18 protein-coding genes and 1 tRNA gene are annotated in these 14,051 nt (G+C 64.0%); 11 read left to right on the top strand and 8 right to left on the bottom strand.

Annotated features, from left to right (window positions below):
- Positions 1–2 precede the first annotated feature (2 nt).
- Positions 3–78, bottom strand: a tRNA-Ala gene (locus tag L610_RS16460).
- Between the two features lie 166 nt (positions 79–244).
- Between L610_RS16460 and L610_RS16455 the strand changes: the two genes are divergently transcribed.
- The 3 genes from L610_RS16455 to L610_RS16445 all read left to right on the top strand — a co-directional run bounded on the left by L610_RS16455 (position 245) and on the right by L610_RS16445 (position 1,528).
- A complete protein-coding gene (locus L610_RS16455; protein ID WP_024847218.1) occupies positions 245–532 on the top strand; it encodes a YggT family protein in 288 nt (95 codons plus the stop codon).
- Complete coding sequence (locus L610_RS16450; protein WP_024847219.1) at positions 529–849, top strand: DUF167 domain-containing protein; 321 nt, start codon at positions 529–531, stop codon at positions 847–849. Before L610_RS16455 ends, L610_RS16450 begins: the two co-directional genes overlap by 4 nt.
- A 67-nt stretch (positions 850–916) precedes the next feature.
- Complete coding sequence (locus tag L610_RS16445) at positions 917–1,528, top strand: hypothetical protein (protein ID WP_024847220.1); 612 nt, start codon at positions 917–919, stop codon at positions 1,526–1,528.
- 26 nt (positions 1,529–1,554) lie between these two features.
- Here the strand turns inward: L610_RS16445 and ppa are convergent, their stop codons facing one another.
- From ppa to L610_RS16420, 5 genes are all read right to left on the bottom strand, one after another.
- The gene (ppa, locus tag L610_RS16440; protein ID WP_024847221.1) at positions 1,555–2,088 is read right to left on the bottom strand and encodes an inorganic diphosphatase; all 534 of its coding nucleotides are present in this window, start codon (positions 2,086–2,088) and stop codon (positions 1,555–1,557) included.
- 177 nt (positions 2,089–2,265) lie between these two features.
- The gene (locus L610_RS16435) at positions 2,266–2,772 is read right to left on the bottom strand and encodes a GNAT family N-acetyltransferase (protein WP_024847222.1); all 507 of its coding nucleotides are present in this window, start codon (positions 2,770–2,772) and stop codon (positions 2,266–2,268) included.
- Between the two features lie 88 nt (positions 2,773–2,860).
- Positions 2,861–3,499 (bottom strand): TPM domain-containing protein, encoded by a 639-nt coding sequence (locus tag L610_RS16430; protein ID WP_024847223.1) that lies wholly within the window; start codon positions 3,497–3,499, stop codon positions 2,861–2,863.
- Positions 3,500–3,501: 2 nt separating this feature from the next.
- Positions 3,502–4,350: a YgcG family protein gene (locus tag L610_RS16425; protein WP_144706401.1), complete on the bottom strand. Its 849-nt coding sequence runs from the start codon at positions 4,348–4,350 to the stop codon at positions 3,502–3,504.
- Positions 4,351–4,372: 22 nt separating this feature from the next.
- Positions 4,373–4,972 (bottom strand): LemA family protein, encoded by a 600-nt coding sequence (locus L610_RS16420; protein WP_024847225.1) that lies wholly within the window; start codon positions 4,970–4,972, stop codon positions 4,373–4,375.
- Between the two features lie 130 nt (positions 4,973–5,102).
- Here L610_RS16420 and L610_RS16415 point away from each other — a divergent pair, with 130 nt between their 5' ends.
- The 5 genes from L610_RS16415 (at position 5,103) to L610_RS16395 (ending at position 9,801) form a co-directional block, all read left to right on the top strand.
- Positions 5,103–5,333 carry a hypothetical protein gene (locus L610_RS16415; protein ID WP_024847226.1) on the top strand — a complete coding sequence of 77 codons (231 nt, stop codon included), beginning with the start codon at positions 5,103–5,105 and terminating at the stop codon, positions 5,331–5,333.
- Positions 5,334–5,336: 3 nt separating this feature from the next.
- Positions 5,337–6,221, top strand: a complete 885-nt coding sequence (gene pdxY / locus L610_RS16410) for a pyridoxal kinase PdxY (RefSeq protein ID WP_144706399.1) — start codon at positions 5,337–5,339, stop codon at positions 6,219–6,221.
- Positions 6,218–6,976: a DUF429 domain-containing protein gene (locus tag L610_RS16405; protein WP_144706397.1), complete on the top strand. Its 759-nt coding sequence runs from the start codon at positions 6,218–6,220 to the stop codon at positions 6,974–6,976. Before pdxY ends, L610_RS16405 begins: the two co-directional genes overlap by 4 nt.
- 44 nt (positions 6,977–7,020) lie before the next feature.
- Positions 7,021–7,665: a carbonic anhydrase gene (locus tag L610_RS16400; protein WP_024847228.1), complete on the top strand. Its 645-nt coding sequence runs from the start codon at positions 7,021–7,023 to the stop codon at positions 7,663–7,665.
- Positions 7,666–7,758: 93 nt separating this feature from the next.
- The gene (locus tag L610_RS16395; RefSeq protein WP_024847229.1) at positions 7,759–9,801 is read left to right on the top strand and encodes a M3 family metallopeptidase; all 2,043 of its coding nucleotides are present in this window, start codon (positions 7,759–7,761) and stop codon (positions 9,799–9,801) included.
- A 35-nt stretch (positions 9,802–9,836) separates the two neighbouring features.
- Here L610_RS16395 and L610_RS16390 read toward each other — a convergent pair whose 3' ends face one another.
- Both L610_RS16390 and L610_RS16385 read right to left on the bottom strand, forming a co-directional pair.
- Positions 9,837–10,100, bottom strand: a complete 264-nt coding sequence (locus L610_RS16390; RefSeq protein WP_144706395.1) for a hypothetical protein — start codon at positions 10,098–10,100, stop codon at positions 9,837–9,839.
- 89 nt (positions 10,101–10,189) lie between these two features.
- Positions 10,190–10,780, bottom strand: coding sequence for a VOC family protein (locus tag L610_RS16385; protein ID WP_144706393.1), 591 nt, complete (start codon positions 10,778–10,780; stop codon positions 10,190–10,192).
- A 240-nt stretch (positions 10,781–11,020) separates the two neighbouring features.
- Here L610_RS16385 and typA point away from each other — a divergent pair, with 240 nt between their 5' ends.
- The 3 genes from typA to L610_RS16370 all read left to right on the top strand — a co-directional run bounded on the left by typA (position 11,021) and on the right by L610_RS16370 (position 14,008).
- The gene (typA, locus tag L610_RS16380; RefSeq protein WP_024847232.1) at positions 11,021–12,844 is read left to right on the top strand and encodes a translational GTPase TypA; all 1,824 of its coding nucleotides are present in this window, start codon (positions 11,021–11,023) and stop codon (positions 12,842–12,844) included.
- 94 nt (positions 12,845–12,938) lie between these two features.
- Positions 12,939–13,334, top strand: coding sequence for a VOC family protein (locus tag L610_RS16375; protein ID WP_144706391.1), 396 nt, complete (start codon positions 12,939–12,941; stop codon positions 13,332–13,334).
- 62 nt (positions 13,335–13,396) lie between these two features.
- A complete protein-coding gene (locus L610_RS16370) occupies positions 13,397–14,008 on the top strand; it encodes a LysE family translocator (protein ID WP_144706389.1) in 612 nt (203 codons plus the stop codon).
- Positions 14,009–14,051: the final 43 nt, after the last annotated feature.

The following is a 14,051-nucleotide window of genomic DNA, read 5'->3' as shown; positions in this document are numbered from 1 at the left end:
CTTGGTGGAGCTGAGGGGGATCGAACCCCTGACCTCGTCATTGCGAACGACGCGCTCTCCCAGCTGAGCTACAGCCCCTTCAAGAAGGTGGCGGAATTTAGGGTCGGGGTGAGCGACCTGTCAAGCGACGAAAAGGGCCTGCGACGCACATTTCGCATCACGTTTCGGAAGCGCGGAATTGCCGGCTCCCCTTGCCGCTGCCGGCAGGCTTGTTTACATGTTCCGGGTTCTTAGGGGAAACGGCATGCTCGCACTACTACTCACGGTTGATTACGCTCTCGGCATCTATTGGTGGCTGATTATTGCGTCGGCCGTGTTCTCCTGGCTCTACGCGTTCAACGTCGTCAATCCGCGCAACCAGTTCGTCGCCAATATCGGCTACTTCCTGCATAGGATCACGGAACCGGCGCTGCGACCGATCCGCCGCTTCATGCCGGATCTCGGCGGCATCGACATCTCGCCTATTCTTCTCCTCCTCATAATCTTTTTCATCCGTACCCTCATTCGTACCGAGCTGCTTCAGTTGGTGTGAACGAGCAGTCTTCCTTCTACAGGCGAGTTTCGGGCGGGCTCGAGCTTTTCGTCCGCCTGACGCCAAAATCGTCGCGCGATGCGGTCGAAGGCGTCGAGACCGCGTCCGACGGACGTGCGCATCTCAAGGCGCGGGTGCGGGCGGTGCCGGAAAAGGGCAAGGCCAACCAGGCGCTGGTCAAGCTGATCGCCTCGACGCTTGGCGTTCCTGCGCGCGACGTCGAGATCGTCTCGGGCGATACGGCGCGGCTGAAGACGGTGCGGGTCAGCGGCGATCCGGAATCGCTTGAGGAGAGCGTGCGCGGCCTGTCGGCCTGACCCCGGCTTTTCACGCGGCAAGGCGGCGGCTACCATGCCGGGGCGGAGTTTGCCCGGGGAGGACACCATGCGGCTTCCGGCATTGCTGGCGCTCGCGCTCGCGCTTGGTCCCGACGCTGTCGCCGAAGAAATCTTCAGCGAATACACCGACATCGACATCGAGCAGAACTGCACCGTCTACGATCAGGCGGGCGATGATGGCGGCGACTGGGTCAGCATGATCTGCGCCGGCTATCGCGGCTATCCGGTGATCCTGCAGTACAGCGACCTGCGCGAATCCGTGTTCTACGGCTTTCCGCCGATCGGCGAGGACGCGATTGCGTGGGAGAGTTTTGGCGTCTTCAACTCGACCGGCCCGAAGATCGAATGGCGCATCGAGCGCGACGGTGACGTCGAAACCCCGTTTGCCACCATCCATCGCTGGTTCGTCGCCAATCCGGTCGACGACAACGGCAAGCAGATCGAGGTGCTGGTGGTCGAAAAGGTCGGGCAGCTCAGCGACGGCGAAGGCTGCGCGGTCGCCTATGTCGTCGCAACCGGAAATCCCAATGCAAATGAAAAGGCGCGCCGCATTGCCGATGGCAGGGCGCGCCATTTCAGATGTGGTGATGAGCCGTCGGTCGATGCCGGCAGCGTGCCGCTGCCGGATGTCGTTCGCTGGACGGACAACCGGGGCTGACGCCCCGGGAGCAAAGGACCGGGTCTTTACTTGGCTTTCTTGGCGCGCTCGATCGCCTCGACGATTAGCTTCTTGGCGTAGTCGGAACCGTGCCAGCCGCCGATCTTGACCCACTTCCCCGGCTCGAGGTCCTTGTAGTGCTCGAAGAAGTGCTCGATCTGCTTGAGGGTGATCTCCGGCAGATCGGTGTGCTCGAACACCTTCTCATAGCGGCGGGTGAGCTTCGGGACCGGAACGGCGATGACCTTCTCGTCCTGGCCGCCATCGTCTTCCATCACCAGCACGCCGATCGGGCGGACGTTGATGACGCAGCCCGGGATGAGCGGGCGGGTGTTGCAGACCAGAACGTCGATCGGGTCGCCGTCGTCCGACAGGGTGTGCGGGACGAAGCCGTAATTACCCGGGTAGGTCATCGGGGTGTAGAGGAAGCGGTCGACGACGAGCGTGCCGGATTCCTTGTCCATCTCGTACTTGATCGGCTGTCCGCCAACCGGGACCTCGATGATGACGTTGACGTCTTCTGGCGGATTCTTGCCAATGGAGATGGATTCGATACGCATTTTCTTTTTCCTGACAGGCTTGAAAACGCGCTCAGGCGGGTGAGCGCAACTCGCCCGTGCCGATATACCGACCGGCTCGCTATTGCAATGCAACAACGTGCTGCAGGAGAGGCAGGATCAGTTCAATTGTTGTTTGAGAAGAGGGCGATCGGTGACTGACGACCGCTTTCGCGTGCGTCAGTTCCAGACGAAGGCGACCTTGCGCAGCGCCTTGGTGTCGAACACCTCGACGCCCTCGGCAACGTCCCGGCCGCCGGCACCCTCGTAGAAGCGCAGCGCGCCGTCGTTCTCCTCGAGCGCCCAGACGACGAGACCCGACAGGCCATGTGCGGCGAGACGCTCGCGGGCGGCGTTGAACAGGCGGGTGCCAAGGCCGATGCCTTGGTATTCAGGGCGCAGGTAGAGCTCGTAGATCTCGCCTTCCTGCGGCAATTCGCGGGCGCGGTTGCGGCCGATCGTGGCATAGCCGACGATGTCGCCGCCCATCTCGACAACGAGGACGCTGGCAGCGCGGCGAATCGCGTTCTCCCACCAGGCGCGGCCGCGGCGGCCGATCATGGAATTGAGGGCGCGATGCGGGATGATGCCCGCATAGGCGTTCTGCCAGGCTTCGTGATGCACGCAAGCGACTGCTTCCGCGTCGCGCGGCTCAGCCTTCCTGATGTCGATCGTCAGCGTATTCATGATTTGTTAAGGTTAACCTCGCGGATTCCGCCCGGCAAGCCGTCCAAGGGCCGCCGCGAAAATTTTCTTTGCGAGGCTCAAGCAGCCGTCAGATCTCGACGACGTGGTCTTCCAACTCGTTGGGATTGTTGGTTCCGCCGGGAAAATGCGCGGTCAGAAGCTCGCCGGAACGGCCGATCGCTTCGGCCAGTCCGTCAACGAGATGACCGGCCCTGGCTGCTGCCGTCAGCTTCGCGACGATGTCGTTCCACTCCGACTGCTCCACGACGGCATTGATTCCCGAATCGGCGATCACCGCCGCGTAACGCTCGGCGAGCGAGACGAAGATCAGGATGCCGGTGCGCAGCTTGGTCGTGTGGACGTTGTGAGCGAGGAACTGCTTCAGCGCATTGTCGTGCGCGCGCCGGTAGGCGAGGCGACGCGGCACCATGCGAATGCGCAGCGCAGGCACGAAGCGCGCGAGGAGAAGCGCGGCGGCAATCGCCGCGATCTGCGCCAGCACGAAGGTGACGTGCGAAACCTCGTGCCAGCTGCGGTCGAGCCAGAAGGCGACGGCAAGGCTGGCGATCAGCATGCCGATCGTTAGCATGAAGGCGGCGGGGAAGATGTAACTGTCGCTGGTGCGCGCGATGACGCAGTAGATCTCGCCGCGCGTGGTTGCCTCGGCCTGGCGGATGCAGTTTGCCAGCCGCTCGTGCTCTTTAGGCGTGAGTGATGGTATCGGCATCGCTACCAGCTCCCCGAGGCGCCGCCGCCACCCGACGATCCGCCTCCTCCCGAAAATCCGCCGCCGCCGGACCAGCCACCACCTCCGCCCGCCCAGTCGCTGCCGCCGGTGTGGATCACCCAGCCGGAGGACGAGCGCCGGCGGCGCGGCTTCGGGTTGAGGTCGACGTCCATTCCGAGCCAGCGATAGCGGCGCGGGCCGATCTTGCGGCCGAAGATCGGGGCCAGCAGGCTGATGCCGATCGAGCCGAAGAAGATCGAGAACCAGATCGTGAAGAAGATGATGACGATCCAGGTGTCGATGTCGAACGCGCTGTCGCTGTGGCGGTTGCGCTCGGCGCGCGCTTCAAGCTCGGCGCCGTTGCCCTCGAGCACCATGATGATGTCGTCGACGGCGCGCGAGATGCCGCCGGAATAATCGCCGGCGCGGAAGGCCGGCACCATCGTGTTCTCGATGATGAGCTTGGAGTGCAGGTCGGTCAGCGTGCCCTCAAGGCCATAGCCAACCTCGATGCGCATCTTGCGGTCTTCAAGCGCGACGAGGAGGAGGATGCCATTGTTCTCGCCGGCCTGGCCGAGGCCCCAGGCGCGGAACAAGCGGTTGGCGTAGGGCTCGATCGCCTCACCGCCGAGGTTCGGCACCGTGGCGACGACAATCTGATCGGACGACTTCTTCTCGAACTCTGCGAGCTTTGTGGTGAGGTCCGCTTCGGTCGCGGCATCGATGATGCCGGCGCTGTCGACGAGGCGGCCGGTAAGCTGCGGCTGCTGGGCAAGCGCAGGCAGCGCGGCGCCGATCGCGATGACGATCAGCAGGGCGCGAAGAATGCCCGCAAGGCTCATGACGCGCATCGCCCGACCGGCCCGCAATCCACTACTTCGTGCCGAAGTTGACTTGCGGCACCTCCATCTTGTCCTCCGACACGGTGAAGTTTTGGAACGGCACCGCATCGGTGAACCAGAGCTTGGCCCAGATGATCGACGGGAAGGTACGCAGCGTCGTGTTGTAGACGCGCACCGCCTCGATGTAGTCGCGGCGGGCGACCGCGATGCGGTTTTCGGTCCCCTCGAGCTGCGCCTGCAGGGCAAGGAAGTTCTGGTTCGCCTTGAGGTCGGGATAATTCTCAACAACTGCGAGCAGGCGCGACAGCGCGCTTGTCAGCTGAGACTGGCTTTCCTGGAAAGCCTGGAAGGCGGCCGGATCCTGCAGCATCTCGGGCGAGACCTGAACCTGCGTGGCCTTGGCGCGGGCCTCGACCACCGACTCCAGCACCTCGCGCTCATGCGCAGCATAACCCTTCACCGTCTCGACGAGGTTCGGAATCAGGTCGGCGCGGCGCTGGTACTGGTTGAGCACCTCGCTCCAGGCGGCCTTGGCGCGCTCTTCCGCCGTCGGGATGGTGTTGAAGCCGCAGGCGGTGAGCAGCGGCATGAGAAGTGCGAGGAACAATGCGGAGATGAGGTTGCGCGACATGGCACGTAATCCGGCAGGTTGTGACGCCTGACCTTAGCTTCATTCCGTCGAGACGCAAATGGCGCGCAATCATCGCTTGTGTGGGGGGCAGACGCGCGACTAAGCTGGCGCTCTTGCTGGGAAAAATCAGATGAGCCGGGACGACAGGGCCACGGATGAAGCACGGCGGATCATCGACCGTGTCGGACTGGAAAGCGAGCCGACCATGCTCGGGCGCGCCCGCGACCACATGGCCGGCAGGGACGCCGACCAGGCCGACTGGGTGGAGCTGTGGGGAACCCGCATCGGCCGCTGGGGTGGCGTGGCCCTGCTTCTCTACCTGATCTGGTGGCTCCTCGATTTCGCATTCACTGCCGGCTGACAGATGCACAACGACCAAACCACGCTCCATCCGCCCATCATCGTCATCTCCAGCCACGTCGTGCGCGGCTCCGTCGGCAACCGCACCGTGGTGTTTGCGCTGGAACAACTCGGTTTTCCCGTCTGGGCGGTGCCGACGATCACGCTCGCGTGGCATCCCAATCAGGGCCGCTCCACACGCATCGTCGCCGATGAGAGCCAGTTTGCCTCCCTGATGGAGGATTTTGCCAATTCGCCGCTTCTCGGCGAGGCAGGCGCCATCATCAGCGGCTATTTTGGCGACGCGGCACAGGCGAAGGCGGTCGCGGGGCTCGTGCGGGCGCTAAAAGAGCAGAACCCCGACGCGGTCTATCTCTGCGATCCGGTCTGCGGCGACGAGAAGGGGCTCTACGTATCGCAGGAGATCGCGGAGGCGATCCGCGACGAGCTGCTGCCGCTCGCGGACATTGCGACGCCGAACCGCTCCGAGCTCGAATGGATCATCGGTCATAGCCTCGACGACAACACCTCGACGATCCGCGCCGCGCGCGAGCTCGGCCCCGCGACGATGCTGGTCACGTCCGCGCATGCGATGATGGCGGGCTCGATCGGCAACCTGCTGGTGACGAAGCGCGAGGCGGTGCTTGCCGAGCACCGTGCTGTTGAGAACGCGCCGAAGGGCACCGGCGACCTGTTTGCGGCGGTCTTCCTTGCGCGGCTGATGGAAGGCCTCACGCCCGACAAGGCGCTGCGTTCGGCAACGGCCGCCGTGTTTGAGGTGGTCGCGCGGGCGGTCAAGCGCGGCTCGGAAGACCTGATGCTCGCGACGGATGCACAGAGCATCGTCCACCCGATGGCGATGGTGCAGACGCGGCGGCTGGTCGAGCCGCGCGGAGGCAAGTCTGCGTGAGCCTTGCCTGCGGCGTCGATGGCTGCAAGGGAGGCTGGGTCGCCGTCTTCCGCGACGACGGCGGCGCGCCGTCCGCTACGGTCTATCCTGACTTCGAGACGCTGATCGACAGCCTGCCGACAGATACGCAGGTCGCGGTCGACATGCCGATAGGGCTTCCAGACCATGTCGGCCATGGCGGGCGCGGACCGGAGGCGCTGGTCAGGAAGTTCCTCGGTCAGCGCCAGTCGAGTGTGTTTTCGATCCCGTCGCGAGCGGCGGTCTATGCCGAGGCGGGACCGTTTACCAGCACAGAAGAATGGTATGACGCACACCGCCGCGCGAGCGCAGTCGCGCGGCAGACTTCGGAGCCGCCACGCGCGATCTCGATCCAGGCGTTTGGCATCTTCTCCAAGATTCGCGAGATCGACCAGTTGCTCATTACAGAACCGCAATTACGGGAACGGTTGATCGAGTCTCATCCCGAAGTCGCCTTCTGGCGCCTCAACGGCGAGAAGGCGATGAGCCTGCCGAAGAAGATCAAGGGCGCGGTCAATCCGGCCGGAATGGAGGAGCGCCGGGCGCTGCTGGCAAGAAGCGGGCTGCCTCGCGCCTTCCTTGACCAGCCGCCGCCGCGCCGCTCGGCTGCCGATGATTTTCTCGACGCCTGCGCGATGCTTTTGGTCGCGGAAAGGCGCCGCGGCGGGCTTGCAAGGCCCTTTCCAAACCCGCCGCCGACCGACCGTTACGGTAATTCGATTGCCATATGGGCATGAGCGGAATTGTTGCGCGATAGCCGTTTTAGGTTTATCCGCAAGCCATGGACGCTCTTCCCCCCCACCTCCTCCGTGGCTACCGCGACTTCATGAGCGGTCGCTACGCTTCCGAAAGCGACCGTTACCGCAAGCTCGCAAAAGAAGGCCAGACACCCGAGACGATGGTGATCGCCTGCTGCGACTCGCGCGCGGCCCCCGAAACCATTTTTGACTGCGGCCCCGGCGAACTCTTCGTCGTGCGCAACGTCGCCAACCTTGTCCCGCCCTATGAGCCGGACGACAAGCACCATGCGACGTCGGCAGCGCTCGAATTCGCGGTGCAGAGCCTCAAGGTCAAGCACATCGTCGTGCTCGGCCACGGCCGCTGCGGCGGCATCAAGGCGGCACTCGACCCGTCAGCGCCGCCGCTGTCGCCCGGTGACTTCATCGGCAAGTGGATGGGCCTCGTTGCCCCTGCCGCCGAGGCCGTTGCCAACAACACGATGATGACGCCCGGCGAGCGCCAGACCGCGCTCGAGCGCATCTCGATCCGCTATTCGCTGGCGAACCTGCGCAGCTTCCCGTGTGTCTCGATCCTCGAAGGGAAGGGCAAGCTGTCGCTGCACGGCGCCTGGTTCGATATTTCGACCGGAGAGCTTTGGGCGATGAACCCGGCCACCGGCGACTTCGAGCGGCCGGACTACAAATAACCGCGACGTCTGGAGCGTTGCACGGCGGGCGGGCCGCGCCTACATCAGGTGCAACCCGCCTTCTGCATTTCCTGCAATCCTCCGGAGTCATTCATGTCCGATCTAGCCAGCCATCCCCTGACGAACTGGACGGGGCCGCTTGGCCTGCCTGCCTTCGACAAGATTTCCGACGACCAGTTTGCTCCCGTCTTCGATGCAGCTCTTGCCGCGCACGAAGCCGAGATCGCCGCCATCGCGTCGAACCCCGACAAGCCGACCATCGACAACACGCTCGCCGCGCTGGAACTCGCCGGCGACGCGCTCGGCAAAGTATCCGCGATCTTCTGGATGCGCGCTGGAGCGCACACTAATCCCGAGATCCAGAAGCTCGAGCGCGAGATTGCACCGCGCATGTCGCGCCACTTCTCCGCGATCTACATGAACGAAGCGCTGTTTGCGCGCATCGACGAGCTCTATGCGCAGCGCGACGCGCTCGGTCTCGATGCCGAGACCGGGCGCGTGCTCGAAAAGACCTGGAAGCGCTTCGTCCGGGCGGGCGCCAAGCTCAATGCCGAGGACAAGCAGCGTCTTGCCGCGATCAACGAGCGCCTTGCTTCGCTCGGCGCGCAGTTCGGGCAGAACGTGCTCGCCGACGAAGCCGGCTGGGCGCTGTTCCTCGACGGCGGCGATGACCTCGCTGGCCTGCCGGACTTCCTCGTGTCGGCGATGGCGGAGGCTGCCGCCTCGCGTGGTGAGGAAGGCCGCTATGCGGTGACGCTGTCGCGCTCGATCATCGAGCCGTTCCTGACATTCTCCGATCGTGCGGACCTTCGCGCCAAGGCCTTCGAGGCCTTCACCAAGCGCGGCGAGAACGGCGGCGAACACGACAACCGCGAGAACGTCCGCGAGACGCTGTCGCTGCGCGCCGAGAAGGCAAAGCTCCTCGGCTACGAGAGCTTTGCGGCATTCAAGCTCGACGACACGATGGCGAAGACGCCGGATGCGGTGATGAACCTGCTCGAGCCGGTCTGGCAGAAGGCGCGCGCGAAGGCGCTGGCCGACCGCGACGAGCTCCAGAAGATTGCGGCCGAGGCCGGCAGCAATGAAAAGCTGACCGCCGCCGACTGGCGCTACTGGCAGGAAAAGCTGCGCGCGCAGAAATACGCGTTCGACGAGGCAGAGCTTAAGCCGTACCTGCAGCTCGACCACATCATCGATGCCTGCTTCGACGTGGCGACACGGCTGTTCGGCGTGACCTTCGAGGAAAAGACCGGCATTGCCACCTGGCACGAGGAAGTGCGGGTATTCCAGGTGAAGAACCCAGACGGCTCGCACCGAGCGACCTTCCTTGCCGACTACTTCAACCGCCCATCCAAGCGCTCCGGCGCGTGGATGAGCTCGCTCGAAAGCGGCTACTCGCTCGGCAAGGGTGCGTCACCGATCATCTACAACGTGATGAACTTCGCGAAGCCGCCGAAGGGCCAGCCGGCGCTCCTGTCGATGGACGATGCGCGTACGCTGTTCCACGAGTTCGGCCACGCGCTGCACGGCATGCTCACCGAGGTCACGTGGCCCTCGGTTGCGGGCACCTCGGTGTCGCGCGACTTCGTCGAACTGCCGTCGCAGCTTTACGAGCACTGGCTGACGGTGCCTGAGGTGCTGGAGAAGCACGCGCGCCACTACAAGACCGGCGAGCCGATGCCGAAGGAGCTGCTCGACAAGATGCTGACGGCGCGGACCTTCAATGCCGGCTTCGCCACCGTCGAGTTCACCTCCTCGGCGCTGGTCGACATGGAGTATCACCGCCAGGGCGAGGCTCCGGCCGATCCGCTAGCTTTCGAGGCAAAGGTGCTGGAAAAGCTGGAGATGCCGGAAGAGATCGTCATGCGTCATCGGACGCCGCACTTCCTGCACGTCTTCTCGGGCGACGGTTACTCAGCCGGATACTACTCCTACATGTGGTCGGAAGTGCTCGATGCCGACGCATTCTCCGCCTTCGAAGAGACGGGCAATCCGTTCGATGCCGAGACGGCGCGCAAGCTCAAGACCTACATCTACGCGGCTGGCGGCTCGCGCGATCCGGAAGAGCTCTACACGGCCTTCCGTGGCCGCATGCCGACGCCGGACGCCATGATGGAAAAGCGCGGCCTCGCCTGAGGTCGCGCGTCAAACCTTCAAACTCTAGTGAAAAATCAGAGGCAGGGGCGCAGGTCGCCCCTGCGCTCGGGATCGGCGCAGGCCGGAGCCTTGCTGCGGTCGGCGCGCGGGCCGGTCACAAGCGCATAGTCGATGCCATGATCGCCGGGCTTGAAGGTATCGAGGGAAACGGTGTCTTCCTTAGCCGGCGGCACGACGACAGCGTCCCGGGCAGACGGCGCAGAAAAAGCCGCTCCCATGCCAATCAGGGCAGGGATCGTGGCTGCTGCAGCGATCTTGACCAACCAGGGCGCGTTCATGTGCGGGGTTCCGTCTCCTCTAAAGGAACCCCTAACGCGCAACGGTTAAAAAAGTTTCAATAAAATTAACCTTAGCCCGCGGTAACCATTCATCCCCGGCGGTAGGGGTCGCGTGGCTGGCGATCTTCAGACAGCGAGGGCCGTCCGTGCCGGACAAGGTTCTCGATGGCATCGGCCAGATGCTTCTCGTTGATGTTGTAGTCGCCAGCGGCGACGCGGATGTGGTGCGCCTCCATCAAAACGTCGGCGTGGGTGAAGCCGTGCGGCGGCTCGAAGCGATAGGAGGCGAGTTCGATCAAAAGGCCCAGCGGGTCCTTGAAATAGATCGAGTCCATGAAGCCGCGATCCTTCACGCCGCTATGGGCGATCTTTCGCTCGTCAAGACGCTCGACCGCCTGCAGGAAGGTGACCCTCGACACCGAGAAGGCGATGTGGTGGACGGCGCCGACTGGGGCTGGCCCGCGCGAGCGGTCACCCTTGCGCTCCTCATTGGTGAAGATGGTGATGAGGCGGCCATCGCCCGGGTCGAAATAGAGGTGGCTCTCATTCGGATTGTCGAGGTTGGGCTGCTCGAACACGAAAGGCATGCCAAGCACGCCTTCCCAAAAGTCGATTGAGGTTTGCCGGTCCGCGCCGACGAGCGTGATGTGATGGACGCCTTGAGCCTGAAGTTTCCGCATCGGACCCTCCTGTCGCGGAATGGTGACGGAAAGTTGAGCCCGCATGTCCGCAGTTGATGTGGCTGTTATTCTAGACTTTCCCGGCATCTGCGGCAGATGCCCAGTCTACTACGGACCGTTCATCGCCGGGAGACAATCTCCCCATTTTGATGTCCCCCTTTCGCAAATCCTAAAAAAACGATAAGAGCCGCCCATTGAAATCGGCGCGCCCCCTGTGCCGCGCAAGCCTCCTGAGGACATATGAAGCTTCGAAACATCGCGATCATCGCGCATGTCGACCATGGAAAGACCACGCTTGTCGATGCGCTCCTGAAACAGTCCGGCTCGGTCCGCGACAACCAGCGCGTCGCCGAGCGCGCAATGGACTCAGGCGACATCGAAAAGGAACGCGGCATCACCATTCTGGCCAAGGCAACTTCGGTCGAGTGGAAGGACACGCGCATCAACATCGTCGATACCCCGGGCCACGCCGACTTTGGCGGTGAGGTCGAGCGCATCCTGAACATGGTGGACGGCGCGATCGTGCTCGTCGATGCCGCCGAGGGCCCGATGCCGCAGACCAAGTTCGTGGTCGGCAAGGCGCTCAAGGTCGGCCTCAAGCCGATCGTCGCCATCAACAAGATCGACCGTCCGGACGCACGCCACGTCGAGGTCATCAACGAGGTGTTCGACCTGTTCGCCGCGCTTGACGCGACCGATGAGCAGCTCGACTTCCCGATCCTTTACGGCTCGGGCCGCGATGGCTGGATGTCGGAATCGCCGGAAGGCCCGAAGGACCAGGGTCTCGCGCCGCTGTTCGACCTGGTGTTGAAGCACGTGCCGGAGCCGACCGTGAAGGAAGGCCCGTTCCGCATGATCGGCACCATCCTCGAGGCCAACCCGTTCCTCGGCCGCATCGTCACCGGCCGCATCGAGTCCGGCTCGCTGAAGCCGAACCAGGCGGTGAAGGTGCTCCACCATGACGGTTCGCTGCTGGAAACCGGCCGCGTCACCAAGATCCTCGCCTTCCGTGGTCTCGAGCGCCAGCCGATCGAGGACGCGCAGGCGGGCGACATCGTCGCGATCGCCGGCCTCTCCAAGGGCACCGTCGCCGATACTTTCTGCGATCCGGCGGTCACCGAGCCGCTGCAGGCCCAGCCGATCGATCCGCCGACCGTGACCATGTCCTTCCTCGTCAACGACTCGCCGCTGGCCGGCACCGAGGGCGACAAAGTGACGAGCCGCGTCATCCGCGACCGCCTGCTCAAGGAAGCCGAGGGCAACGTCGCGCTGAAGATCGAGGAGTCGGAAGACAAGGACTCGTTCTACGTCTCCGGCCGCGGCGAACTGCAGCTCGCCGTGCTGATCGAGACCATGCGCCGCGAAGGCTTCGAGCTTGCCGTGTCGCGCCCGCGCGTCGTCATGCAGAAGGACGAGAACGGCCAGACGCTGGAGCCGATCGAAGAGGTCGTCATCGACGTCGATGAGGAGCATGCCGGCGTCGTCGTGCAGAAGATGAGCGAGCGCAAGGCCGACATGATCGAGCTTCGCCCGTCGGGCGGCGATCGCCAGCGCCTCGTCTTCCACGCCCCGACCCGCGGCCTGATCGGCTACCAGTCGGAGCTGCTCACCGACACGCGTGGCACGGCGGTGATGAACCGTCTGTTCCACTCGTACCAGCCCTACAAGGGCGAGCTGCCGGGCCGCACCAACGGCGTCCTGATCTCGAATGACCAGGGCGAGGCAGTGGCCTACGCGCTGTTCAACCTCGAGGACCGGGGCCCGATGATCATCGATCCGGGCGTCAAGGTCTACCAGGGCATGATCATCGGCATCCACTCGCGCGACAATGACCTCGAGGTCAACGTGCTCAAGGGCAAGAAGTTGACCAACATCCGCGCCGCCGGCAAGGATGAAGCGGTCAAGCTGACCCCGCCGATCCGCATGACGCTCGAGCGCGCGCTGTCGTGGATCCAGGATGACGAGCTGGTAGAGGTCACGCCGAAGTCGATCCGCCTGCGCAAGATGTATCTCGACCCGAACGACCGCAAGCGCTTCGAGAAGCAGAAGGCCAGCGCGGCCTGATAGCGCTCACGGGCCGGAAGGCCCGGCTTAGTCAGAATGCGGCGGCCGAATGGTCGCCGTTTTCGTTTCCGCACCAGATGCCAGGAGCTTGAAAATGGCCAAGATGATCCACTCGATGATCCGCGTTCTCGACGAGCAGCGATCGATCGACTTCTACAACAAGGCCTTCGGCCTCGAGGTCGCTGAGCGCCTCGACTTCGAAACGTTCACGCTGGTCTACCTCTCCAACAAGGAGAGCGAGTTCGAGCTGGAGCTGACCATCAACAAGGGCCGCGAGGAACCGTATGATCGCGGCAACGGCTACGGCCACCTTGCGGTCTCCGTCGAGGACGTCGCTGCCGAGCATGCGCGCCTGACCGAACTCGGCTTTAACCCGCGCAAGCTGGTTGACTTCGCGCCGGGCGGCGAGGTGATCGCGCGCTTCTTCTTCATCGCCGATCCGGACGGCTATGAGATCGAGGTCCTGCAGCGCGGCGGCCGCTACCTCTGATCGCTCTCTTTCATTGACACGCGCCGGCCGGAGGTGATGATGCAGCCCGGAGGATACGCCTCATGGATCTGACATCGCTCGTCATCTTCGCCGGCGCGCTTTTCGTTGCCGCCGGATCACCCGGCCCTTCCGTCGCCGCACTGGTTGCACGCGTCATCAGCAAAGGCAGCCGCGACGTGATGCCGTTCCTCGCCGCCATGTGGATCGGCGAGGGCATCTGGCTGTCGATGGCGGTGTTCGGCCTCGCCATCGTCGCGCAGACCTTCCACTTCGCCTTCCTCGTCATCAAGTGGGCCGGCGTCGCCTATCTCTGCCTGTTGGCTTACCGGATGTGGACCGCACCGGTCTCGGTCGAGGAAAGCGACCTGCCACGCGCCGAATCGCCGTGGAAGATGTTCGCTGCCGGCCTTGCCGTCACCCTCGGCAATCCGAAGATCATGATGTTCTACATGGCGCTGCTGCCGACCATCATCGACCTGGCCTCGGTCACGGTGATCGGCTGGCTGGAACTCACCGTCGCGATGGCGCTGGTGCTGATGGCGGTCGATCTTGCCTGGGTTGCCGCAGCCGTCCAGGCACGGCGCATCATCCGCAGCCCACGCGCCATGCGGATCGCCAACCGCGTCTCGGCGAGCATCATGGGCGGCGCTGCCGCGGCGATTGCCGCGCGCTGATCTTCCACTCGCCAAACACTCCTCGTCTGCTACCATGCCGCAA

The organism is Aminobacter sp. J44 (genome assembly GCF_007829415.1).
Lineage (GTDB): Bacteria > Pseudomonadota > Alphaproteobacteria > Rhizobiales > Rhizobiaceae > Aerobium.
The sequence above is the reverse complement of the archived record's forward strand: the minus strand, read 5'-3'. Positions and strand labels throughout refer to the sequence as shown.

What these genes read in the sequence shown, in the direction of transcription:
- L610_RS16425 (WP_144706401.1), bottom strand. Translation starts at nt 4,350, where the DNA reads ATGCGCGTCATGAGCCTTGCGGGCATTCTTCGCGCCCTGCTGATCGTC.
- L610_RS16375 (WP_144706391.1), top strand. Translation starts at nt 12,939, where the DNA reads ATGGCCAAGATGATCCACTCGATGATCCGCGTTCTCGACGAGCAGCGA.
- L610_RS16400 (WP_024847228.1), top strand. Translation starts at nt 7,021, where the DNA reads ATGGACGCTCTTCCCCCCCACCTCCTCCGTGGCTACCGCGACTTCATG.
- L610_RS16435 (WP_024847222.1), bottom strand. Translation starts at nt 2,772, where the DNA reads ATGAATACGCTGACGATCGACATCAGGAAGGCTGAGCCGCGCGACGCG.
- L610_RS16430 (WP_024847223.1), bottom strand. Translation starts at nt 3,499, where the DNA reads ATGCCGATACCATCACTCACGCCTAAAGAGCACGAGCGGCTGGCAAAC.
- L610_RS16455 (WP_024847218.1), top strand. Translation starts at nt 245, where the DNA reads ATGCTCGCACTACTACTCACGGTTGATTACGCTCTCGGCATCTATTGG.
- L610_RS16370 (WP_144706389.1), top strand. Translation starts at nt 13,397, where the DNA reads ATGGATCTGACATCGCTCGTCATCTTCGCCGGCGCGCTTTTCGTTGCC.
- L610_RS16445 (WP_024847220.1), top strand. Translation starts at nt 917, where the DNA reads ATGCGGCTTCCGGCATTGCTGGCGCTCGCGCTCGCGCTTGGTCCCGAC.
- L610_RS16390 (WP_144706395.1), bottom strand. Translation starts at nt 10,100, where the DNA reads ATGAACGCGCCCTGGTTGGTCAAGATCGCTGCAGCAGCCACGATCCCT.
- pdxY (WP_144706399.1), top strand. Translation starts at nt 5,337, where the DNA reads ATGCACAACGACCAAACCACGCTCCATCCGCCCATCATCGTCATCTCC.
- typA (WP_024847232.1), top strand. Translation starts at nt 11,021, where the DNA reads ATGAAGCTTCGAAACATCGCGATCATCGCGCATGTCGACCATGGAAAG.
- L610_RS16385 (WP_144706393.1), bottom strand. Translation starts at nt 10,780, where the DNA reads ATGCGGAAACTTCAGGCTCAAGGCGTCCATCACATCACGCTCGTCGGC.
- L610_RS16415 (WP_024847226.1), top strand. Translation starts at nt 5,103, where the DNA reads ATGAGCCGGGACGACAGGGCCACGGATGAAGCACGGCGGATCATCGAC.
- L610_RS16395 (WP_024847229.1), top strand. Translation starts at nt 7,759, where the DNA reads ATGTCCGATCTAGCCAGCCATCCCCTGACGAACTGGACGGGGCCGCTT.
- ppa (WP_024847221.1), bottom strand. Translation starts at nt 2,088, where the DNA reads ATGCGTATCGAATCCATCTCCATTGGCAAGAATCCGCCAGAAGACGTC.
- L610_RS16420 (WP_024847225.1), bottom strand. Translation starts at nt 4,972, where the DNA reads ATGTCGCGCAACCTCATCTCCGCATTGTTCCTCGCACTTCTCATGCCG.